20 protein-coding genes and 1 pseudogene are annotated in these 21,149 nt (G+C 59.2%); 9 read left to right on the forward strand and 12 right to left on the reverse strand.

The features are described from left to right. Positions 1-110: 110 nt before the first annotated feature. Entirely contained in the window at positions 111-1,424 is a 1,314-nt protein-coding gene (locus BXA01_RS17300; RefSeq protein ID WP_016770645.1) for an ATP-binding protein, read from the forward strand. 78 nt (positions 1,425-1,502) lie between these two features. Here the strand turns inward: BXA01_RS17300 and rimK are convergent, their stop codons facing one another. Genes rimK through rimA form a run of 3 tightly spaced genes read right to left on the reverse strand, consistent with a single transcriptional unit; the run spans position 1,503 to position 3,680 of the window. Next, positions 1,503-2,408 carry a 30S ribosomal protein S6--L-glutamate ligase gene (gene rimK / locus BXA01_RS17305; RefSeq protein ID WP_024011184.1) on the reverse strand — a complete coding sequence of 302 codons (906 nt, stop codon included), beginning with the start codon at positions 2,406-2,408 and terminating at the stop codon, positions 1,503-1,505. Next, positions 2,405-2,884, reverse strand: a complete 480-nt coding sequence (gene rimB, locus BXA01_RS17310) for a retropepsin-like aspartic endopeptidase RimB (protein WP_016772184.1) — start codon at positions 2,882-2,884, stop codon at positions 2,405-2,407. Before rimB ends, rimK begins: the two co-directional genes overlap by 4 nt. 16 nt (positions 2,885-2,900) lie before the next feature. Further along, positions 2,901-3,680: a S6 modification regulatory phosphodiesterase RimA gene (gene rimA / locus BXA01_RS17315; RefSeq protein ID WP_076565066.1), complete on the reverse strand. Its 780-nt coding sequence runs from the start codon at positions 3,678-3,680 to the stop codon at positions 2,901-2,903. Between the two features lie 116 nt (positions 3,681-3,796). Between rimA and BXA01_RS17320 the strand changes: the two genes are divergently transcribed. Next, a complete protein-coding gene (locus BXA01_RS17320; protein WP_016772182.1) occupies positions 3,797-4,204 on the forward strand; it encodes an RNA-binding S4 domain-containing protein in 408 nt (135 codons plus the stop codon). Between the two features lie 97 nt (positions 4,205-4,301). On the opposite strand, the gene BXA01_RS17325 is transcribed toward BXA01_RS17320, so the two are convergent. Beyond that, a complete protein-coding gene (locus BXA01_RS17325; RefSeq protein WP_076565068.1) occupies positions 4,302-5,102 on the reverse strand; it encodes a phosphatase PAP2 family protein in 801 nt (266 codons plus the stop codon). 107 nt (positions 5,103-5,209) lie between these two features. On the opposite strand from BXA01_RS17325, the gene hslO reads away from it, so the two are divergent. Next, positions 5,210-6,112: an Hsp33 family molecular chaperone HslO gene (hslO, locus tag BXA01_RS17330; protein ID WP_076565069.1), complete on the forward strand. Its 903-nt coding sequence runs from the start codon at positions 5,210-5,212 to the stop codon at positions 6,110-6,112. Between the two features lie 181 nt (positions 6,113-6,293). Beyond that, on the forward strand, positions 6,294-7,835 hold the full coding sequence (locus BXA01_RS17335; RefSeq protein WP_016772179.1) for a phosphoenolpyruvate carboxykinase: 1,542 nt from the start codon (positions 6,294-6,296) through the stop codon (positions 7,833-7,835). Positions 7,836-7,942: 107 nt separating this feature from the next. Here BXA01_RS17335 and nadS read toward each other — a convergent pair whose 3' ends face one another. The 3 genes and pseudogenes from nadS to BXA01_RS17350 form a co-directional block, all read right to left on the reverse strand. Further along, positions 7,943-8,230, reverse strand: coding sequence for a NadS family protein (nadS, locus tag BXA01_RS17340; RefSeq protein WP_064363398.1), 288 nt, complete (start codon positions 8,228-8,230; stop codon positions 7,943-7,945). A 2-nt stretch (positions 8,231-8,232) separates the two neighbouring features. Then, positions 8,233-8,548, reverse strand: a pseudogene (locus tag BXA01_RS17345) (type II toxin-antitoxin system RelE/ParE family toxin). 336 nt (positions 8,549-8,884) lie between these two features. Continuing rightward, entirely contained in the window at positions 8,885-10,027 is a 1,143-nt protein-coding gene (locus BXA01_RS17350) for a hypothetical protein (protein ID WP_076565070.1), read from the reverse strand. A 273-nt stretch (positions 10,028-10,300) separates the two neighbouring features. Here BXA01_RS17350 and BXA01_RS17355 point away from each other — a divergent pair, with 273 nt between their 5' ends. From BXA01_RS17355 to BXA01_RS17365, 3 genes are all read left to right on the forward strand, one after another. After that, positions 10,301-12,235 (forward strand): RecQ family ATP-dependent DNA helicase, encoded by a 1,935-nt coding sequence (locus tag BXA01_RS17355; RefSeq protein ID WP_076565071.1) that lies wholly within the window; start codon positions 10,301-10,303, stop codon positions 12,233-12,235. A gap of 124 nt (positions 12,236-12,359) precedes the next feature. After that, positions 12,360-13,586, forward strand: coding sequence for a 3-hydroxyacyl-CoA dehydrogenase (locus tag BXA01_RS17360; RefSeq protein ID WP_076565073.1), 1,227 nt, complete (start codon positions 12,360-12,362; stop codon positions 13,584-13,586). A 102-nt stretch (positions 13,587-13,688) separates the two neighbouring features. After that, positions 13,689-14,108 (forward strand): acyl-CoA thioesterase, encoded by a 420-nt coding sequence (locus BXA01_RS17365; protein WP_231990980.1) that lies wholly within the window; start codon positions 13,689-13,691, stop codon positions 14,106-14,108. Between the two features lie 55 nt (positions 14,109-14,163). Here the strand turns inward: BXA01_RS17365 and BXA01_RS17370 are convergent, their stop codons facing one another. The 4 genes from BXA01_RS17370 to BXA01_RS17385 all read right to left on the reverse strand — a co-directional run bounded on the left by BXA01_RS17370 (position 14,164) and on the right by BXA01_RS17385 (position 19,146). Beyond that, the gene (locus BXA01_RS17370) at positions 14,164-14,649 is read right to left on the reverse strand and encodes a glycine zipper domain-containing protein (protein ID WP_039756448.1); all 486 of its coding nucleotides are present in this window, start codon (positions 14,647-14,649) and stop codon (positions 14,164-14,166) included. Between the two features lie 332 nt (positions 14,650-14,981). Then, positions 14,982-17,330: an FdhF/YdeP family oxidoreductase gene (locus BXA01_RS17375; protein ID WP_076565077.1), complete on the reverse strand. Its 2,349-nt coding sequence runs from the start codon at positions 17,328-17,330 to the stop codon at positions 14,982-14,984. After that, positions 17,327-18,166, reverse strand: a complete 840-nt coding sequence (fdhD, locus tag BXA01_RS17380; RefSeq protein ID WP_016772170.1) for a formate dehydrogenase accessory sulfurtransferase FdhD — start codon at positions 18,164-18,166, stop codon at positions 17,327-17,329. The genes BXA01_RS17375 and fdhD overlap by 4 nt, the downstream gene beginning before the upstream one ends. Positions 18,167-18,258: 92 nt before the next feature. Continuing rightward, the gene (locus BXA01_RS17385) at positions 18,259-19,146 is read right to left on the reverse strand and encodes a LysR family transcriptional regulator (protein ID WP_076565079.1); all 888 of its coding nucleotides are present in this window, start codon (positions 19,144-19,146) and stop codon (positions 18,259-18,261) included. Positions 19,147-19,284: 138 nt separating this feature from the next. Here BXA01_RS17385 and lysM point away from each other — a divergent pair, with 138 nt between their 5' ends. Continuing rightward, positions 19,285-19,734: a peptidoglycan-binding protein LysM gene (gene lysM / locus BXA01_RS17390; protein WP_016772168.1), complete on the forward strand. Its 450-nt coding sequence runs from the start codon at positions 19,285-19,287 to the stop codon at positions 19,732-19,734. 94 nt (positions 19,735-19,828) lie between these two features. Here lysM and yrfG read toward each other — a convergent pair whose 3' ends face one another. Continuing rightward, the gene (gene yrfG / locus BXA01_RS17395; RefSeq protein ID WP_056787135.1) at positions 19,829-20,491 is read right to left on the reverse strand and encodes a GMP/IMP nucleotidase; all 663 of its coding nucleotides are present in this window, start codon (positions 20,489-20,491) and stop codon (positions 19,829-19,831) included. 88 nt (positions 20,492-20,579) lie between these two features. Between yrfG and nudE the strand changes: the two genes are divergently transcribed. After that, positions 20,580-21,149, forward strand: coding sequence for an ADP compounds hydrolase NudE (gene nudE, locus BXA01_RS17400; protein ID WP_016772166.1), 570 nt, complete (start codon positions 20,580-20,582; stop codon positions 21,147-21,149).

A 21,149-nucleotide genomic window follows, 5' to 3' on the forward strand; every position in this document is an offset into this window, starting at 1 on the left:
TGATTTGTAGGAGCGGGTCTGCAGGGCTCTGGTCGCACGGCCATTGCCACAGACTCGCAATCCGCAATATGCGAGCATTGCTCGCTCCTGCAAGTGTGTAGCGGTTAAAGATGAAAACCCCCGTCTGGTTCCCCCAAAGTTTTTTCTCCCGCACCCTCTGGCTGGTGCTGATCGTCGTGCTGTTTTCCAAGGCGCTGACCCTGGTTTATCTGTTGATGAACGAGGACGTGCTGGTGGACCGCCAATACAGCCATGGTGTCGCTCTGACGCTGCGCGCCTATTGGGCCGCCGACGAAGAGAACCGCGCAAAAATTGCCGATGCCGCGACCCTGATTCGTGTGGTCGGCGCCGGTGTGCCGGAAGGCGAGCAGCACTGGCCGTACAGCGAAATCTACCAACGTCAGATGCAGGCGGAACTGGGTGCCGACACCGAGGTGCGTTTGCGCATGCATTCGCCGCCGGCACTGTGGGTGAGGGCACCGAGCCTGGGCGATGGCTGGCTGAAAGTGCCGTTGTATCCGCATCCGCTGCGCGGCCAGAAAATCTGGAACGTGCTCGGCTGGTTCCTCGCCATCGGCCTGCTATCGACGGCGTCGGCATGGATATTCGTCAGCCAGCTCAACCAGCCTTTGAAGCGCCTGGTGTATGCCGCGCGGCAACTCGGCCAGGGCCGCAGCGTGCGTTTGCCGATCAGCGACACGCCGAGCGAAATGACCGAGGTTTATCGCGCCTTCAACCAGATGGCCGAGGACGTCGAACAGGCCGGACGCGAGCGGGAGCTGATGCTGGCGGGGGTTTCCCACGACTTGCGCACACCGCTGACGCGCTTGCGCCTGTCGCTGGAACTGATGGGCGATCACACCGACCTCACCGACGACATGGTCCGCGACATCGAGGACATGGACGCGATTCTCGACCAGTTCCTCGCGTTCATTCGCGACGGTCGTGACGAGTCGGTGGAAGAGGTCGACCTCAGCGATCTGGTGCGTGAAGTCGCCGCGCCGTACAACCAGAACGAAGAGAAAGTGCGCCTGCGCCTGGAACCGATCCAGCCGTTTCCGCTGCGTCGCGTGTCGATGAAACGCCTGCTCAACAACCTGATCGGCAATGCCTTGAACCATGCCGGTACCGGCGTTGAAGTAGCGGCGTATGTATCGGGAGATACCAGCGCGCCGTATGTGGTTCTGAGTGTGATGGACCGGGGCGCGGGAATTGATCCGTCCGAGCTTGAAGCGATCTTCAACCCGTTTACCCGAGGTGATCGGGCTCGCGGTGGCAAAGGCACCGGGCTGGGGCTGGCGATCGTGAAAAGGATTGCGGCGATGCATGGCGGCAATGTCGAATTGCGCAACCGGTCCGGGGGTGGACTGGAGGCGCGGGTGAGATTGCCGCTGGGATTGATGTTGCCCCGAGATGCGGTTTAGAGGCAGCTGCAAGCTGCAAGCTACAAGCAAGAGCGCTTTTCACTTGCCGCTTGAAGCTTGCCGCTAGCAGCTGCTTCTCTAGCCCTTGCCCTTGGTGCGGGTCATATTCGGCCCGCCATTCTTTTCCAGATGCTCGATGATGATTCCGGCGACATTCTTGCCAGTGGTGGTTTCGATGCCTTCCAGTCCCGGTGACGAATTCACTTCCATCACCAGCGGTCCGTGATTCGAGCGCAGGATATCCACACCTGCCACCGCCAGCCCCATGACCTTGGCCGCGCGCAATGCGGTCATGCGCTCTTCCGGTGTGATCTTGATCAGGCTGGCGCTGCCGCCGCGATGCAGGTTGGACCGAAACTCGCCCGGTTTGGCCTGGCGCTTCATTGCCGCGATCACCTTGTCGCCGACCACGAAGCAGCGGATATCCGCACCGCCGGCTTCCTTGATGTATTCCTGAACCATGATGTTCTGCTTCAGGCCCATGAACGCTTCGATCACAGACTCTGCCGCCGTGGCTGTTTCGCACAGCACCACGCCGATGCCCTGAGTGCCTTCGAGCACCTTGATCACCAGCGGTGCGCCGTTGACCATGGCGATCAGGTCGGGAATATCGTCCGGCGAGTGGGCAAAACCGGTGACCGGCAAACCGATGCCGCGCCGCGACAGCAGCTGCAGCGAACGCAATTTGTCCCGCGAGCGGGCAATTGCCACCGACTCGTTGAGCGGGAACACGCCCATCATTTCGAACTGCCGCAACACCGCGCAGCCGTAGAACGTCACCGATGCGCCGATCCGCGGGATCACCGCGTCAAAACCTTCCAGCGGTTTGCCGCGGTAATGGATCTGCGGCTTGTGGCTGGCAATGTTCATGTAGGCGCGCAAGGTGTCGATCACCACCATTTCATGCCCGCGCTCGATTCCGGCTTCGACCAGACGGCGGGTGGAATACAGACGCGGATTACGCGACAGCACAGCGATCTTCATGCAACACCTGTGGAGGAGGTAGATACCGGGAACACCGGCTTGTCTTGTACATATTTGATGCCCGGATTGACCACCAACTGGCCATCGATCAGGGCTTTGGAACCGAGCAACAGGCGGTAGCGCATGGACTTGCGGCAGGCCAGGGTGAACTCCACCGGCCAGACCCGATCACCCAGGGCCAGCGTGGTGCTGATCACATAGCGCACTTGCGCATGGCCGTTGGAGCTTTTGATGGTTTTGCGCGTGACCAGCGGTGCTTCACAGCGCCGGTGACGCAACTGCACCACGGTGCCGAGATGCGCAGTGAAGCGCACCCATTTCTCGCCGTCGCGTTCGAACGGTTCGATGTCGGTGGCGTGCAGGCTGGAGGTGCTGGCGCCGGTGTCGATTTTTGCGCGCAGGCCCGCAACTCCCAAACCCGGGAGCGCCACCCACTCGCGCAGACCGACAACGGTCAAATGATCAAATGTCTTCAAAGAAAAAAACCAAGGGTTAACGCTTCCAGGCCTCGTCCGGCACCTGGGCCAACGCTTTGAATGCAGGTCTGGCGAACCAGTAGCCCTGCATCAGGAAAATTCCACAGTCCGCGAGGAAATCCCGTTCCCCGGCGCTTTCTATGCCTTCGGCAATGACTGTAACGTCCAACTCCGCACACATTGTGACAATCCCCCGCACGATCACCTGACGGACACGGTCCTGGTCGACATCGCGGATCAGCGCCATGTCGAGTTTGATCAGATCCGGTTGGAAATCAGCCAGCAGATTGAGCCCCGAATAACCGGCACCGAAATCGTCGATGGCGGTCTTGAAGCCGAATTCGCGGTATTCACGCAGAATATTGGTCAAATGGCGATAATTATCTACGTGCTCGATTTCCAGGGTTTCGAAAATCAGTCGGTCGATCGGAAAGTTGTGGTTGCGTGCGGCCTCCAGTGTGCTGCGAATGCATAGCTCTGGACGGTAGACGGCGTTGGGCAAAAAGTTGATCGACAAGTGTGTCTGCATATTAAGGCTCGCCGCGCCTTCGATGGCGCGGGTCCGGCAGAGCTGGTCGAAACGGTAGCGGTTGTCTTCTGTAACCTGATTTAACACCGAGAGTGCACCTTCCCCGGCCACGCCTCGCACCAGCGCTTCGTGGGCAAATACCGATTGGTCGCGCAGGTCGACGATCGGCTGGTAGGCGAAGGCAAAATCGAAATCCAGCGGTTCGCTCTGCTGGCAGCCCTGGCAACCGCCCCTGGGTGAGGTCAACGAAGTTGGAAATTTAGTCACGCGGTCACTCCAGGCCGGTCGGGCGGCGAAGATCACAGTCAATCTGGAGGGCCGAGTTCTTGCGCCCGACAGAAACGGTAGTACAGTTCCGACTACTGGCTGAGCGAGGAATTCATATGGGACAGAAGCAGGAGGAGGACGACAAGGTCCGTCTCGATAAATGGCTATGGGCGGCGCGTTTCTACAAGACCCGCGCCTTGGCCAAAGCAGCAATCGAAAGCGGCAAAGTGCATTGTCGTGGCGAGCGCTGCAAACCGGGCAAGGAGCCGCGCATTGGCGACGAGTTCGAGATTCGCACCGGCTTCGAAGTGCGCACGGTGAGGGTCGAGGCATTGTCGATCGTGCGTCGTGGCGCACCCGAGGCGCAAACCTTGTACGCGGAGACCGAAGCGAGTGTCGCCAAGCGTGAAGCGGCTGCGGCAATGCGCAAGGCGGGGTCGTTGGGCGTGAGCACCGATGGCAAGCCGAGCAAGAAACAGCGGCGTGATCTGTTCAAGTTTCGCGGTAGCAGCAACGAAGATTGAAACGTTGTGCCGGCCTCTTCGCGAGCAGGCTCGCTGCCACATTCGATCGAGTCGTCTGTGGCAGCGAGCCTGCTCGCGAATCGAGTACGACGCGGTATCAGGCGCTACGCACCACACTCATCCGCGACACCATCGGCAGCTTGCCCAGCAACGCGAAAACCGGGGCGGTCAGCTTCAACCAGAAGTTCGACGCGTGCCAGGCAAACGGCGTGTAGTAACCCCAGCCCAACGCCCACACCGCCAGCAGCACGCCGCCGATGTAGTCGTCCTGTCCCCAATGCGCGCCGGCCACCAGACGCGGCAGCATGAACAACACGGCCAGACCCCATACTGTTAGAAATTGTCCGACGGTGCGGCTGAACACGCCCATGAACAACGCCCAGATCAACAACACTGAGGCATGATCACCAGGGAAACTCTGGCCGGAACGGTCCTTCAGCTCCCAGGTTTTTTCCAGGTGCGGAAAGTAATCGCTGATGTGCACGGCGCCCTCAAGCACCATTGACGGGCTGCTGTGCTGCCAGCCCATGTGATCGGCGAATTTGGAAAACAGCGCGCGGATCACCACCATCAGCAGCAGGATCGAGAAAAAACCGAAGAACGCGCGACGCACGTCGATCGCCCTGAAGACCCAGTCGCCCTTGATCAGCAGCGTCAGCAGAATCAGTCCGACGACGATATCGAACGGGCGCAGACTTGCAATTGCCCAGATGTGGAGCCATATCGGGTTGCTGGCCAGCGGTGCATTCAGCGAGCGGAACAGCCACTCGTCGAAAATCACACACAGCATCTGGCCGGTAGGCCATAACCAGAAAGCCAGTAGCGCCAACGGCACTACGTTACACAGAACCAGCCGGCCGAGGTTCCACCTTGATTGGAACAAACCCGGATTGTTCATAAAATGCCTCCCATGGCGAAAAAGCGCCGGCACCAAAAAAAGTGCCAGCAAGCGCAAATTTTCACGTTTTGTAATCATTTTGTCATCACATTCAGATACCCAGACCTATGACCGACCTAGCGGATACCGATTTCACTCAACGCTTCATCTTCGATGACAGCGACACTCGCGGCGAACTGGTAGCGCTGGAGCGCAGCTACGCCGAAGTCCTCGCCAAACACCCGTACCCGGAGCCGGTCGCGCAATTGCTCGGCGAACTGATGGCGGCCGCTTCGTTGCTGGTCGGCACGCTCAAGTTCGATGGCTTGCTGATTTTGCAGGCGCGTTCGGAAGGGCCGATTCCGCTGCTGATGATCGAGTGCTCCAGCGAGCGCGAAATCCGTGGCCTGGCGCGTTACGACGCCGAGCAGATCGCGGCTGACGCGACCCTTGCCGACTTGATGCCGAACGGCGTTCTGGCCCTGACCGTCGACCCGACTGTTGGCCAGCGTTATCAGGGCATTGTTGATCTTGACGGCGAGACACTGTCGGACTGTTTCACCAACTATTTCGTCATGTCACAACAGGTCGGCACGCGCTTCAAGCTGTTCGCCGACGGTCGTCGTGCCCGTGGCATGTTGCTGCAACAACTCCCCGCCGATCGCTTGAAAGACGAAGAGGATCGCGCCGCCAGCTGGCAGCACCTCACCGCGTTGGCCAGCACTCTGAGCGCCGATGAGCTGCTGAGCCTGGACAACGAAACCGTCCTGCATCGCCTGTACCACGAAGAACAAGTGCGCCTGTTTGATGTGCAGCATCTGCGCTTCAGTTGCAGTTGCTCGCGGGAACGCTCCGGCAATGCGCTGGTCAGTCTTGGGCTGGAAGATGCGCTGGCGCTGGCCGCCGAGCAGGGCGGCAAAGTCGAGATCGATTGCCAGTTCTGCAATCAGCAGTACCTGTTCGACGCGGCCGATATTGCTCAATTGTTCGCTGGCGCGGGCGTCGATACGCCGTCAGATACCCGTCACTAAAACGGTTCAGCGCAGGTAAATTCACTGCGGAATGACGGAATATCGCCGTTACGACGGGAGGACCCTACTCTTTTTGGGCTTTTCTGGCATAATCCGGCCCACTTTTTTCGCGGTAGTAGTGCACGACTTTCTACTACAAAACGTTTGGAGCACACTCGGCCACTGGCCGACGGGGAACCTCATGACGCAAGCCAATAACGCCGTGTACACCGATCTGAGTGTTGATGATCTGGTAAAAGAAGCCCTGAATCGCGGTGAAGGCGAGCTTGCCGATACCGGCGCTCTGGTTGTTCGCACCGGTCACCGCACCGGCCGTTCGCCAGTCGACCGTTTCATCGTTGAAGAGCCTTCCACCCAGGCCGCTATTGCCTGGGGCCCGATCAACCGCAAGTTCCCGGCCGACAAGTTCGATGCCCTGTGGGCTCGCGTCGAGGCCTTCAACAACGCGCAAGAGCACTTCGTTTCCCACGTGCATGTAGGCGCGGCGGAAGATCACTACCTGGCCGTGAAAATGACCACACAGACTGCCTGGCAGAACCTGTTCGGTCGTTGCCTGTTCATCAACCCGGCCCAGTACAACCCGGCTGGCCGTGAAGAATGGCAAGTGCTCAACGTTGCCAACTTCGAGTGCGTGCCTGAGCGTGACGGCACCAACTCCGACGGTTGCGTGATCATCAACTTCGCGCAGAAGAAAGTGCTGATCGCTGGCATGCGTTACGCCGGCGAGATGAAGAAAGCCATGTTCTCGGTGCAGAACTTCCTGCTGCCGGCCGCTGACGTGCTGCCAATGCACTGCGCAGCCAACATCGGCGAAGACGGCGACGTGACCCTGTTCTTCGGTCTGTCGGGCACCGGTAAAACCACCCTGTCGGCCGACGAAAGCCGTTACCTGATCGGTGACGACGAACACGGCTGGGGCGAAGGCGTGGTGTTCAACATCGAAGGTGGTTGCTATGCCAAGTGCATCGACCTCTCCGAGAAGAACGAGCCGGTTATCTGGAAAGCCATCAAGCACGGCGCGGTGCTGGAAAACGTCGTCATCGACGACGCCAAGCACGCCGACTATGCCGATGTCAGCCTGACCCAGAACAGCCGCGCCGCCTACCCGCTGGAGCACGTTGCCAAGCGCTCCGAGAAGAACCTCGGTGGCGAGCCAAACGCGGTGATCTTCCTGACCTGCGACCTGACCGGCGTGCTGCCGCCAGTGTCGATCCTCAACGAAGAGCAAGCGGCCTACCACTTCCTGTCCGGCTACACCGCACTGGTGGGCTCGACTGAAATGGGTTCGGGCAGCGGCATCAAGTCGACCTTCTCCACCTGCTTCGGCGCACCGTTCTTCCCGCGTCCGGCGGGTGAATACGCAGAACTGCTGATCAAGCGCATCCGCGGCTTCGGCTCCAAGGTCTACCTGGTCAACACCGGTTGGACCGGCGGCGGCTACGGCGTCGGCCAACGCTTCAACATCCCGACCACCCGCGCGGTGATCGCAGCGATCCAGAGCGGCGCTCTGATCGGTGCTGCCACCGAGCACCTCGACACCATCAACCTCGACGTGCCTCTGGCCGTACCAGGCGTCGACACCAACCTGCTCAACCCACGCAACACCTGGGCTGACAAGGCTGCGTACGACGAGGCAGCGAAAGCATTGGCCGGTCTGTTCATCGAGAACTTCAAGAAGTTCGAAGTGAGCGACGCGATCAAGGCGGCTGGGCCGAAGTTGTAAGCAGTAGTTTGCAGTGAATAAAAAACCGCCCTTTGGGGCGGTTTTTTATTTCCGATCTGAAATGCAGCTTGGTTGGACTCAAAGACGTGGCTTGCCCTGGCTATGTGTCAATCAGCCAGTGCACTCAGCACATGGACAGGATCGTTATGAATGGCCTTGAGTAGTGCTTTGGCCGGCCCCGTCGGCTGACGACGACCTTGCTCCCAATTGCGTAAGGTTCCCAATTGGACATCGATCAAGGCTGCGAACTTTGCCTGCGTCATTCCCGTCGCTTTGCGAATCTGTTTAACCTGTAATGCATCCACATGGAATTCGCGGGACGGCTTTTTTTCACCCCGAAGAATCTCATCCATTTCCTGCACGCTTTCCATCAGCTCATCAAAAAACTTGCTCATGGTTACCTCCAGTTTCCAATCATGGCCTTCAGTGCTTTCCGTTCGTCATGGGTAAGATCCTGCTGCTCGTTTTTTGGATAAATCATCAACAACGCGATCTTTGATGCTGAAACGAAGTGGTAGTAGATAACCCGTGCGCCACCCCGTTTGCCATGGCCTTTGGAGGCGACTCGTGCTTTACGCACCCCGCCGGTTCCTTCGATTACATCGCCAATGGAGGGGTTTGCGACCAACTGCTTTTGAAAGGTGGCGTAGGCATCGTCGTCCAGTAACTCTCTTACTCGGCGGGGTGAAGACTGAAGTCTCAATAAAAATCATGGTCAATGTACGCCAGTGACTTACTTTCAGGCAATGCTGAAGTGTTGATAACGATGACTGGTGCCTGGTCGCCGACAGCTGATCGGCGGCGATCAGGCTGCTCGGCTTAGGCAGGGGCTTTCCAGTTGAGCATCTGTGTCTGCGCGACTTGCAGCAGCTCGCAGCCGACCTGTCAGCAGGTACAGAGCGTGGGTGATGTGGGGGTCACTGACCAAAGCAGCGACACCCACGACTATAGGTTCGCACCACCGCCTCGCGATAGCCGACAAGGCATCGCGTGAAGTAGGAACGGGACGAACAATTCGCCAGACGTTGCTACCGATTCTTCAACGCCTTTCAACGCAGATGCTGGTAACCGGAAATATCCAGCAGGCTTGTGGTCAGTCCGGTTGCCGGGTGGTAGATCGTGCCTTTGACTGCTGAAAACGGCACGCCTTTGCTTCCCAGCGAGACATAGCGCTCGCCTTTGTCCAGTTCGGTGAAATAGGTGTAGGACTGGCTGTGCATCTTCTTGTAGCGGGCTTCGTCGCTGACGATGGTGCCGGTGAAGCGCAGTAGGTCGGCATCGCTCAGGTTGAGGGTTTTGCTCAGTGGCACGCCCCAACGCTTGAGGCATGTTTCCGCCAGATGGCGAACGATGCGGCCGGGCTCGATCAGCGCGTTGAGGTCGCCGCTGCCGCTTGGCTCGCCGCCGAGCGATGTGGCGTTGCCAGCGAGGGTGGCGTGGCGACCGGCCATTGGATAGATCGAAGTCTTGGTGCCGGTAACGGTTTGCGGGATCACGCAGCTGAAGCCTTTTGAGCGCTCGTCGCGGGCATAGAAGGCGATGTATTCCTTGACGTTGGATTGGAGTTTGACGCGGTTTTCCTGGAAGTTGCCGATGCCCGGGACTGGATCAATCGCAAATATATTCACCGGAATATGTTTGAGCGCAGCGTCCTTGAACATTGCATTGGCGAGCATGTGGCAACTGATACCGCCACGGCTCCAGCCGAGCAGATTGACGCGCGTCGGAATAACGCCGTCCTTGCGGAAAGTTTTGATGATCTGTTCCTGCAACTTCTGTTGCGTGATACTCCGGTCGCCATAGTTATACTGGCGCCAGAACCAGGAACCCTCCTCTTTTACATCTTCAATAGGAATGCCTGCGGCTTTCAGACGGTTGTATTCTGCCTCGGTAAGTTGTTTACGTTGCCAATCGCATTTGCCTTTGATGATATTCAACGCGTGCTGCACGTTTTCATCCCAGCCTTTGCCGAACAGCGTGCCGGACAAGCCGTATTCAGAGGTCTTGGTGAACAGGTCGTCGGCTTGCAGATTGCCGCTGCCAGGGCCATCGACGACGATCCACTCGGCAAATTCGCGTCCGCTGTGGTGTGCAGCGAGCGTAGAAACGATTTCGCCGTCCCAGAAGCTTTTATTTTTGTCATCAAACTTGTTGGAGCCGGTGCCGCAGAAAAAGATTGTTAAAGTTGTCATTTCGTTGCTCTTGCTTATGTATAAGAGCAGTCAAGTTAGTTTTAGGTGGTGTAAAAAATAAAGGGCGCTGTTGTATCCGTGTTTGTAATGTGAAGTTTGTTACATATATGTAGCTGAGCTTTTCGAAAGTATGTCGAGGCGCTTCGATTGTTAAACGCTTGGTTTTCGCTTCCCATGTATCATTCAGTATTGATTCAACCCCGACCTTTTCTCGACTCGCCGCAATCGCCCGCTAGGCTTTGGGCATGGCAGCAGTCAAAGGAGTGACAGCAAATGCAACACACCCTGGAACAGGTTTTTGGTTATCCACAGTTTCGCCCCGGTCAGGAGGCCGCGATCAGCGCGGTGCTGGCGGGACGTTCGGCGGCGGCGATCTTTCCCACCGGCTCCGGCAAATCGCTTTGCTACCAACTGCCGGCACTTTTACTGCCACACCTGACATTGGTGGTTTCGCCGTTGCTGGCGTTGATGCAGGATCAACTGGCGTTTCTCAAGCGCCACGGGATCTCCGCAGGCAGTATCGATTCGGCGCAGAGCCGCGAGGATGCCAACGACGTCATGGCCCGTGCGCGTTCGGGCGAGCTGAAAATTCTGATGATCTCCGTCGAGCGCTTGAAGAACGAGCGCTTCCGCAATTTCCTGCAGCAGGTGCCGATCTCGTTGCTGGTGGTCGACGAGGCGCACTGCATTTCCGAATGGGGCCACAACTTTCGGCCGGACTATCTGAAACTGCCCGACTACCAGCGTCAGTTCAACATTCCGCAGGCTTTGCTGCTCACCGCCACGGCGACACCAAAAGTCATCGCCGACATGCAGGCGAAATTCGCCATATCTCCGGACGATGTAGTGACCACCGGTTTCTATCGGCCCAACCTCAACCTGCTGGTCGAGCCTGTACGCGGTCAGGACAAGCGCCGGCGTCTGGTCGAATGGATGAGCGAGCGTCCCGGGCAACCGAGCATTGTCTACGTGACGTTGCAGAAGACCGCCGAGCATATCGCCGAGCATCTTCAACGCAACGGAATCCAGGCCGAGGCATACCACGCGGGTTTGCCCCACGATCAGCGTGAAGACATTCAACGCCGCTTCATGGCCGGGCAGTCCAATTGCATCGTCGCCACCATCGCCTTCGGCATGGGCATCGACAAGAGCGACATCCGCAACGTGGTGCATTTCGATCTGCCCAAATCCATCGAAAACTACAGTCAGGAAATCGGCCGCGCCGGGCGTGACGGGCAGCCTTCGGATTGCTTGGTACTGGCGAATCGCGACAGTCTCAATGTGCTGGAGAACTTCGTCTACGGTGATACGCCCGAGCGCGACGGGATTCGTTATGTGCTCGAAGAGCTCAAAGCCGCAGTGCCGGACGGACAATGGGAGTTTCTGCTTGGGCCATTGGCGGATCAGAGCAACATTCGCTCGTTGCCGTTGAAGACTCTGCTAGTGCAGCTGGAACTGCGAGGCCTGATCGCGCCGCGCTACGCTTATTACGCTGAATACCGCTTCAAATATCTGCTTGAGCCCGAAGCATTGCTCCAGCGCTTCGAAGGCGAGCGCAGGGATTTCGTTGCGGCGATCATCAGAACGTCCACGCGAGCACGCACCTGGGCCACAGTAGATTTCGAGGCGATGTATTCGCAGTATTCCGCCGAGCGCAATCGCGTGGTGACAGCGCTTGATTACTTCCAGGAAAAAGGCTGGGTCGAGCTTGAAAGCAAGCAAATGACCGAGGTTTACAGCCTGCTGCAAAGTGATTTTGCCAGCGACGCCCTGAGCGCTGAGCTGCACGAGTACTTCACTCGTCACGAAGAGACTGAAGTGGCGCGAATTCACGCCATGCTTGAGGTGTTCGCCACCGAACGCTGCCTGGGTTATCGCCTGGCCGAGTATTTCGGTGACCACAATGCCCCTGAACATTGCGGGCATTGTTCGGTATGTCACGGCCAGATCGCGCGATTGCCTGAGCCACCGCCGTTGCCAGCGCTTGTGGATAAAAACTTCGCGCAATTGTGTGGTGAATTTATCCACAGGCATGAGCAGCACACAGGCAGCCTTCCGACGGCCGAACGCCTGACACGCTTCCTGTGCGGAATCAGCGTGCCGTTGTTCACCAAACTCAAGGCGCGGGCGATACCGGGTTTTGCTGCGTTGGAAGAGTATCCCTACGCAAAGGTCCGCGAGTGGGCGGACACTCACTTGCTCGATTAAGCAGAGAGTCTGTGGGCGCTGCATCCATCCGCTGAATGTCGATCATCACGCTAATAAACTTCAAAAAGCGTCGTGGCCTGACTAAGGTTGGAATCTGTCTTCGGGCCACTCACAAGAGAACAACATGAGCCAGACAAGCTTCGAGATTCAGCAGGCTGCCGTGATCGGCGCGGGCACCATGGGCCGTGGCATCGTCATGTGCCTGGCCAATGCTGGCGTGAACGTGCAATGGGTGGATAACAATCCACAGATGCTTGAGCAGGCTCTGACGACGGTCGCGCAAACTTATGCACACAACGTGCGTCAGGGCCGCATTGATCAGGCCGAGGCGGATGCGCGAATGGCTCGCGTATCTGCAGCGGCGGATTACGCGGCGATTCGCAACGTAGATCTGGTGATCGAAGCGGTGTACGAGAACCTCGAACTGAAGCAGAAGATCTTTCGCGAACTCGATGGCCTGCTCAAGCCTGAGGCTCTGCTGGCGAGCAACACCTCGGCGCTGGACATCGACGCCATCGCGGCTGCGACCCGGCGCCCGGCACAGGTGTTGGGTCTGCATTTCTTCAGCCCCGCGCACATCATGAAACTGCTGGAAATCGTGCGCGGTGCGCAGACCTCGCCAGCGGTGCTCGAGGCAGCGCTGGCACTCGGCAAGCGCATGGGCAAGGTCAGTGTGGTGTCGGGCAACTGTCACGGTTTTATCGGCAACCGCATGCTGCATCCGTATGTACTGGAAGCGCGCAAGATGCTTCTCGAAGGCGCTTATCCACAGCAGGTGGATGCCGCGCTGCAAGGCTTCGGCTTCGCCATGGGGCCGTTTCGCATGTACGACGTGGTTGGCATCGATCTGGAATGGCGTGCTCGGGAGCTAGCTGGCAAGGGGCAGGATGCGCCCGAAGTTCAGGTGGATGACCGCCTGTGCGAGATGGGCCGGTTCGGGCAGAAGGCCGGTAACGGTTATTACCATTACGAGCCGGGCAGTCGTCAGGCCGAGCATGATCCCGAGGTCGATGCATTGGTACTGCGGGTCAGCGAAGAGCTGGGTTTCCAGCGTCGCGACATCGGTCCCGAAGAAATCCTTGAGCGCTGTTTGCTGGCTCTGGTCAACGAAGGCGCGAAGATTCTGCAGGAAGGCATTGCCGGCTCGGCCCATGACATCGATCTGGTGTACTTGAACGGCTATGGTTTTCCAGCGGATAAGGGTGGGCCGATGGCCTGGGCGGATCAGCAGGGGCTGGCGGATATCCATCAGCGCTTGCTGGCGCTGGAGACGCGCCAGGGCGATCAGTGGACGCCGGCGCGGTTGATTGGCGAACTGGCGGCGCAGGGGAAGGGGTTTGCTGATCGTTGACGCCGGTCGGCTGTGCTGACGCCTTCGCGAGCAGGCTCGCTCCCACAGGCAAAGTGTTCGTCATCACGATCAAATTCAATTAAGAAAATGCGAGAACCCTGCATGAATCAACGCTCCGACTACCCCCACTTCCAGCCCATCACCACACGCTGGCACGACAACGATGCCTACGGTCACGTCAACAACGTTACCTACTACAGTTTCTTCGACACGGCGGTGAACACTTATCTGATTCAGGTCGGTGGCCTGGATATTCATGACGGCGAAGTGGTGGGATTCGTGGTCAGTTCCGCCTGCGATTACTTTGCCTCGATCGCTTTCCCCGATCTGATCGAGATCGGACTGCGGGTCGGCAAGCTGGGCAACAGTTCGGTGCAATATGAATTGGCTGTGTTCAAGGTCGGCGAAAGCGAGGCGTGTGCGGCTGGGCGTTTTGTGCATGTGTTTGTCGATCGGGCGAGCAATCAGCCGGTGCCGATTCCTGCCGGTTTGCGTGGGGCGCTGGAGCGGTTGGTCGTCTAGACGCGCAAAAAAAATCGCAGCCCCAAGGGCTGCGATTTTCGTACAAGCCTTCGCCTTAGTGGTGGCGATAGTACTTGTGATGCTTACGGTGGCCGTAGGCATGGCCGCGACCTGGATGACCACGGTCGCGGTAGTAGCGACGGTCATCATGGCGACGGTCGTAGCGACGATCATCGTCGTCACTCTTGTTGCCCATGTAGTTACCCAGCGCGCCACCTGCGCCGCCACCAGCGGCGGAGCCGATCAGGCTGCCGGTGGTGCCGCCGAGACTGCGGCCAACCACGTTACCGCCGGCTGCACCCAGTGCACCGCCGATGGCCGCTTCGCCACGGCTGCGCTTGTCTGCGCCGACCGCACTACCACCCGCGCCGCCCAGGGCTGCGCCGATGGTGGAACCTGTATTGCCGCCTAACGATTGACCGACGACCGAGCCAAGAACCCCGCCCAATGCGCCGCCCACACCTGCTTCGGTGGTGCCTCCGGCAGAAGCGAAGCCACTGACCAGGCCAAGGGACAACAAGAGAATCGAGGAGAACTTCATAGAGGATGAGCCTCAAAGGGATGACGGCGCCGATCCTGAAGCTCTGCAATGGGCGTGACAATCAAAATCCGACGAATAACACGACTTGTATACAATATTGCAAGTTACTGTTTTTTCACCGGAACTTAACCGATTTTCGCCGGTCTTTAGCTACTTCGGACAGGCCGTTTTCATGCAGAAACGGCCTTTTTTGTGGGCGGTCGAAAATCTTTGCCACGGCAGATCTGTTGACAGGTCGATGGCTTTCGCGAGCAGGCTCGCTCCCACATTTGAAATGCATTCCAAGTGTGGGAGCGAGCCTGCTCGCGAAGGGGCCGGATCTGGCTCCGCGGTTAAGCGGATTTAGCCATGATCAACCCAGTCTCACTCGCCGCTTCCAGCCGGATCGCAATGAACTTCGACGTCGGCGTGTGGCTGCCATCCCCCGTACTTTCCAGCGGCACCAGCGGATTGACCTCCGGATAGTACGCCGCCGCCTGCCCCGCAGGAATATCGAACGCCAACAATGTAAAACCTTTCACCCGACGCTCGCGACCGTCGTCCCAGATCGACACGATGTCGGCCTTCTGCCCTGGACGGAAGCCCAGACGAATGATGTCGGCCTCATTGGCGAACAGCACGTTGCGCTGGCCCTTCACGCCACGGTAGCGGTCGTCGAGACCATAGATCGTCGTGTTGTACTGATCGTGTGAGCGCATCGATTGCAGGATCAGATCCGGCACCTGGCCGGTGGCGCGGGTGCGTTCGTGAACCAGATCTTTCGGCAACTGGTTGGCGCGGAAATTGGCACGGCCCGATGGCGTGTTCCACTTGCGGGCGCCAGCCGAGTTGCCCAGATAGAAGCCGCCCGGGTTTTTGATCTTGTCGTTGAAGTCTTTGAAACTCGGGATGGTGTCGGCGATCAGTTCGCGAATGCGCCCGTAATCGGCTACCAGCCAGTTCCAGTCCACCGGTTGGCTGCCCAACGTCGCGGCAGCGATGCCGGCGATGATCGACGGCTCCGAGCGCATCTGGTTCGACAGCGGCTGCAACTGGCCGTTGGAAGCGTGGACCATGCTGAACGAGTCTTCCACAGTCACCGCTTGCGGGCCTTCGGTCTGGATGTCGATGTCGGTACGGCCCAGGCACGGCAGGATCAGCGCGTCTTTGCCGTGAGCGAGGTGGCTGCGGTTGAGTTTGGTGCTGATCTGCACAGTCAGGTCACAGTTGCTCAGCGCTTCGAAGGTGCGCGAGCTGTCCGGCGTGGCCTGGGCAAAATTGCCGCCCAAGCCGATAAACACCTTGGCACGACCTTCGGCCATCGCATGAATCGCCTCGACCACGTTGTGGCCATTGTGGCGCGGCACCTTGAACTGGAAGCGACGCTCCAGCGAATCGAGGAACGCCACCGGTGGACGCTCGTTGATGCCCATGGTGCGGTCGCCCTGCACGTTGCTGTGACCACGCACCGGGCACAGACCGGCGCCAGGTTTGCCGATATTGCCGCGCAGCAGCATCAGGTTGGCGATTTCCTGAATGGTCGGCACCGAATGACGGTGCTGGGTGATGCCCATGGCCCAGCACATGATCACGTTCTTGCCTTTGGCGTACATGCGCGCGGCTTGCTCGATCTCGACCAGGGTCAGGCCGGACTGCTCGACGATCTGCTCCCACGAGGTGTCGTCGACGATGGCCAGATACTCCAGCACGTTAGCGCTGTGGGCATTGAGGAAATCATGGTCGAACACCGCCGGTTCGCCAGCCTTCTGTGCTTCACGTTCCCATTGCAGAAGGAACTTGGCCATGCCGCGCAGCACCGCCATGTCGCCGCCGAGTGCCGGGCGGAAATACGCGGTGTTGGTCGGCTTGTCGCCGTTGGTGAGCATTTCGATCGGATGCTGGGGATGCTGGAAACGCTCCAGACCGCGCTCCTTCAGCGGATTGATGCACACCACTTGGGCGCCGCGTTTCACCGCTTCACGCAACGGTTCGAGCATGCGCGGATGGTTGGTGCCAGGGTTCTGGCCCCAGACGAAAATCGCGTCGGCGTGTTCGAAGTCGTCGAAGGTCACCGTACCTTTGCCGACACCGACGCTCTGCGCCAGCGCCACGCCACTGGCCTCGTGGCACATGTTCGAGCAGTCAGGGAAATTGTTGGTGCCGTAAGCCCGCACGAACAGCTGATATAGATACGCCGCTTCGTTGCTGGCGCGCCCCGAGGTGTAGAACTCGGCCTGATCCGGGCTTGGCAGGTTGCGCAGGTGCTTGCCGATCAGAGCGAAGGCATCTTCCCAACTGATCGGCTTGTAGCGATCGGACTCGGCGTCGTAGACCATCGGCTCGGTCAGGCGACCCTGATATTCCAGCCAGTAATCGCTCTGCTCCAGCAGCGAAGTGACGCTGTGCTTGGCGAAGAATTTCGCATCGACGCGACGCTTGGTCGCTTCCCAGTTCACCGCTTTGGCCCCGTTCTCGCAGAACTTGACCATGCCGCTCTCCGGCGAATCACCCCAGGCGCAACCCGGGCAGTCGAAGCCGCCGTTTTGGTTGGTCTTGAGCATCATGCGCAGGTTTTTCAGGGCGTTGTCGCTGGTCAGCCACGCCTGGGCCACACTGATCAGGGCGCCCCAGCCGCCGGCGGCACCTTTGTAAGGCTTGTAGCGCGGGACAGGTTTCTGGTCGGCTTGATGATGTTGGCTCACGCTTGATTCTCCATCGCGGGGCTGTACACCCGCGGCGCACTTTTCTGCGGCAGGTGGATGAGATTGAGGTTGTGGCGCCGGGCCCATTGCACGGCAAGGCCGGTAGGCGCCGACAGGCTGACCAGGGTCTGGATGCCGGCACGCAAGACTTTCTGGATCAATTCGAGGCTGCAACGGCTGGTGACGATCGCCAGCCCGCCCTCTGTGGATATCTTCTGGCGGATCAGTCCGCCGATCAGCTTGTCCAGCGCGTTATGCCGACCGATGTCTTCACGACCGAGCAGCAGTTCACCACTGGCGTTCATGAACACCGCCGCGTGCACCGCGCCGCAATGCTGGCCCAGCGGCTGGAACGCGCCGATGCGCTGGCGCAGACCATCAAGCCACTCGATCGGTGGCAACGCTGCGCCTGGCAACACCTTGAGATCAGGCAGCGCCTGTTCGACGGCTTCGACGCCGCACAGTCCGCAGCCGCTGGTGCCGGCCAACTGCCGACGCTGCTGTTTGAGGTTCCAGAACGCGCGGTTGGCAATGGTCACTTGCGCGTATTGCGCCGAGCCTGCGCCTGTCAGTTGCAGATCGTAGATATCGCTGGCGTCTTCGATGATGCCGCTGCCGAGGCTGAAGCCGACAATGAAGTCTTCCAGATCGGTCGGGGTCACCAGCATCACCGCCTGGCTGATGCCGTTGTAGGCGATCGCCAACGCGACTTCCTCGGCCAGCGCGGTGCTGGCCGATGCCTCAAAGGGTAGATCGCTGTAGCTGTAGGTCTGGCTGGCGGCTGGCGCGGGCGTTTCAATTGCTGGCGCCGCGCAGGCTGGGCGCTTGGCGTTCATGGCATCACCGACGGTTTGATCTAGGTCAAGACTAGGCGCGGCAAGTTGTCGCGTCTAATCGCTATTACCGATCTACCGATAGATACCGTCGATCAAGCGTCTTTTGGCGATTTCTGATAAAGCGCGAAACAGGCTTCTGCCAGCGCTGAACGCGGCGCGCCACGGCGCATGATCAGCCCCAGCGGGGCGAGGGTGTGGGCGTTCTCGATCGGTTGCAGGCGCAGGTGATCGGCGAGGGTTTCCGCGCCGCCGTCGAGGGGCATGATCGCGCAGCAAAAACCGCCGTGCACCGCTTGCAGCAGTTGATGCACGGCGTCGGTTTGCAACAGCGGTTGCGGCGTCAGGCCACGGCTGTGGAAGTTGTGGTCGATGGACTGGCGAAAATGCATGCCGCTGGTGAGCATGCACAGCGGTAGTTCGATCAGCGATTCCCAGCTCAGGGGTTCATCGCCGAAACTGAACGAGCGCTCGTCATAGAGCAAGCCCATGCGCGTCTCGTTAAAGGCCAGCGAATCGAAGCGCTCGCTGTCCAGGCGCTCCAGATACGACACGCCAATGTCGATGCGGTTGTTCGCCAAGTGTTCGAGCACTTGCTCGGAGCTCAGCGATGACAGCTCGAAGCGCAAGTCCGGGTGCGCCGCGTGCAGACGTTGCATCAGCGGCAAGGGATCGAAGCTCGACAGCGGCACCACGCCCAGGCGCAGCGTACCGATCAGGTTGCCGCGACAGGCCGCCGCTTCCGCCTGCAAGCCGTCATAGGCTGCCAGCACCGTACGCGCCCACGCCAGCACGCGTTCGCCCGGTGCGGTGAAGCCTTCGAAGCGCTGGCCGCGATTGACCAATGGCAAGTCGAGTTCTTCTTCGAGGCTGCGCAAGCGCATCGACAGGGTCGGCTGGGTGATGTGGCAGCGCGCGGCGGCCTGGCCGAAATGGCGGGTTTCGTCGAGGGCGATGAGGAATTTCAGTTGCTTGATGTCCATCTTCGCTCCGGGCGGTTGGCGGGGTGTGGCAATTCTACCGCCTGCGGCGCGGCAGCGTCATTGGTCGGACTGGAACCGGGTTTGGCCGGGGTGGTCTAGGCTTGGACGACTGACCCTTTACTACATGGAGTGAATGCGATGAGCCTGTTCAGTTTTTTGAAAGAAGCCGGTGAAAAGATTCTCGATGCACTGACGCCGGACAAGGCCGAGGCCAACAGCGCAGCGCTGACCAAGCATGTGCAGGAAGCGCTGACCGGTATCGATACGTCGAAGATCCAGGTCAAGGTTGAGGGCGAGAAAGTCATCGCCACGGGTGAAGCGGCGAGTCAGGAAGAGAAAGAAAAGATTCTCTTGGCCCTGGGTAACGTCGCCGGCGTGAGTGGTGTGGACGATCAGATCACCGTGACGGGTGGCGTTGCCGCTGCTGCAAAATTTGTCACGGTCGAGAAGGGCGACACGCTGAGTGCGATTTCCAAGCGCGTGTATGGCGACGCCAACCAGTACAACAAGATTTTCGAGGCCAACAAACCTCAGCTCAAACATCCAGACAAGATCTACCCGGGACAAGTACTGCGTATTCCTGAATAACACTCGAAAGCGCTTTCGCGAGCAGGCTCGCTCTCACATTTGAAACGCATTTCAGTGTGGGAGCGAGCCTGCTCGCGATGGCAGCAACGCGACGTCAAAGCCCTGCAATCAAATCGCGGTAATCCTCGACTGCGGCAAACTCCGCTGTGTCCTTCGGCCCTTTGCGGCTGTCCGGTTCTTTCACCGCCAGCAAGTGCGCCACGCCAAAATCCCGTGCACTGCGCAGGATCGGCAAGGTGTCGTCGATAAACAGGCTGCGCGCCGGATCAAAACCGATGTCCGCCTGCAAGGCATCCCAGAACTGCGGGTTCTCCTTGGGATAACCATAGTCATGCGAACTGATCAGCCGCTCGAAGTATGGTGCGAGTTCGATCCGTTCCAGTTTCAACGACAGCGAATCGCGGTGCGCATTGGTGATCATGATCACCCGCTTGCCGGCGCGTTTGATTGCGCCGAGAAAGGTATCGGCATCGGCGCGCAGGGCGATCAAGTGGGCAGTTTCCTGTTTCAGTTCGCGCACCGACAATTTCAGTTCCGCGCTCCAGAAATCCAGGCAGTACCACTGCAACTGGCCAGCGTGGCGCTCGAACAACGGCTGCAATTCCAGCTCGGCCATGGCCCGGCTGATGCCGTGCAGTTCGGCGTAGCGTTGGGGCAGGTGTTCGAGCCAGAAATGGTTGTCGAAGTGCAGGTCCAGCAGCGTGCCGTCCATGTCGAGCAGAACGGTATCGATGTCGGACCACGGTAAAGAAGGCATGGCAACGTCTCGAACGGTGAAAAGATATCCGACGCAAACAATCGGGAAAGCCGCGTTATAGTAGCGCGTTCACGCCAAGGAGCTTTGCATGCGCCAGAAACCCACCGTACTCGCCCGCGAGATCGTCGCCACCAGTCGCCTGTTTCGCGTCGAAGAACTCAAGCTGCGATTTTCCAATGGCGTGGAGCGTACTTACGAGCGTCTGGTCGGCAAGGGCGCGGGCTACGGCGCGGTGATGATCGTCGCGATGCTTGATGCCGAACACGCAGTGTTGATCGAGGAATACTGCGGCGGCACTGACGAGTACGAACTGTCTCTGCCCAAAGGCCTGATCGAGCCGGGCGAAGACGTGCTGGCAGCGGCCGAGCGGGAGCTCAAGGAAGAGGCCGGTTATGGCGCGCGTCAACTGGAACATCTGACCGAGCTGTCGCTGTCGCCCGGTTACATGAGCCAGAAAATCCAGGTGGTGCTGGCCACCGACCTGTATGAAGAGCGGCTGGAAGGTGATGAGCCGGAGCCGATGCGGGTCGACAAGGTCAACCTTCGCGAACTGTCAGCGCTGGCGCAGAATCCGCAATTTTCCGAGGGCCGCGCGTTGGCGGCGCTGTATTTGACCCGCGACCTGCTAAGCCAGCGCGGGGTGTTCAGCTATGAGTGA

It is taken from the genome of Pseudomonas sp. B10 (assembly GCF_900156235.1).
GTDB classification, from domain to species: Bacteria; Pseudomonadota; Gammaproteobacteria; order Pseudomonadales; family Pseudomonadaceae; genus Aquipseudomonas; species Aquipseudomonas siliginis.

What these genes read in the sequence shown, in the direction of transcription:
- lysM (WP_016772168.1), top strand. Translation starts at nt 19,285, where the DNA reads ATGAGCCTGTTCAGTTTTTTGAAAGAAGCCGGTGAAAAGATTCTCGAT.
- hslO (WP_076565069.1), top strand. Translation starts at nt 5,210, where the DNA reads ATGACCGACCTAGCGGATACCGATTTCACTCAACGCTTCATCTTCGAT.
- BXA01_RS17385 (WP_076565079.1), bottom strand. Translation starts at nt 19,146, where the DNA reads ATGGACATCAAGCAACTGAAATTCCTCATCGCCCTCGACGAAACCCGC.
- fdhD (WP_016772170.1), bottom strand. Translation starts at nt 18,166, where the DNA reads ATGAACGCCAAGCGCCCAGCCTGCGCGGCGCCAGCAATTGAAACGCCC.
- BXA01_RS17350 (WP_076565070.1), bottom strand. Translation starts at nt 10,027, where the DNA reads ATGACAACTTTAACAATCTTTTTCTGCGGCACCGGCTCCAACAAGTTT.
- yrfG (WP_056787135.1), bottom strand. Translation starts at nt 20,491, where the DNA reads ATGCCTTCTTTACCGTGGTCCGACATCGATACCGTTCTGCTCGACATG.
- rimK (WP_024011184.1), bottom strand. Translation starts at nt 2,408, where the DNA reads ATGAAGATCGCTGTGCTGTCGCGTAATCCGCGTCTGTATTCCACCCGC.
- BXA01_RS17355 (WP_076565071.1), top strand. Translation starts at nt 10,301, where the DNA reads ATGCAACACACCCTGGAACAGGTTTTTGGTTATCCACAGTTTCGCCCC.
- nadS (WP_064363398.1), bottom strand. Translation starts at nt 8,230, where the DNA reads ATGAGCAAGTTTTTTGATGAGCTGATGGAAAGCGTGCAGGAAATGGAT.
- BXA01_RS17360 (WP_076565073.1), top strand. Translation starts at nt 12,360, where the DNA reads ATGAGCCAGACAAGCTTCGAGATTCAGCAGGCTGCCGTGATCGGCGCG.
- BXA01_RS17370 (WP_039756448.1), bottom strand. Translation starts at nt 14,649, where the DNA reads ATGAAGTTCTCCTCGATTCTCTTGTTGTCCCTTGGCCTGGTCAGTGGC.
- BXA01_RS17365 (WP_231990980.1), top strand. Translation starts at nt 13,689, where the DNA reads ATGAATCAACGCTCCGACTACCCCCACTTCCAGCCCATCACCACACGC.
- BXA01_RS17300 (WP_016770645.1), top strand. Translation starts at nt 111, where the DNA reads ATGAAAACCCCCGTCTGGTTCCCCCAAAGTTTTTTCTCCCGCACCCTC.
- BXA01_RS17325 (WP_076565068.1), bottom strand. Translation starts at nt 5,102, where the DNA reads ATGAACAATCCGGGTTTGTTCCAATCAAGGTGGAACCTCGGCCGGCTG.
- BXA01_RS17335 (WP_016772179.1), top strand. Translation starts at nt 6,294, where the DNA reads ATGACGCAAGCCAATAACGCCGTGTACACCGATCTGAGTGTTGATGAT.
- BXA01_RS17320 (WP_016772182.1), top strand. Translation starts at nt 3,797, where the DNA reads ATGGGACAGAAGCAGGAGGAGGACGACAAGGTCCGTCTCGATAAATGG.
- nudE (WP_016772166.1), top strand. Translation starts at nt 20,580, where the DNA reads ATGCGCCAGAAACCCACCGTACTCGCCCGCGAGATCGTCGCCACCAGT.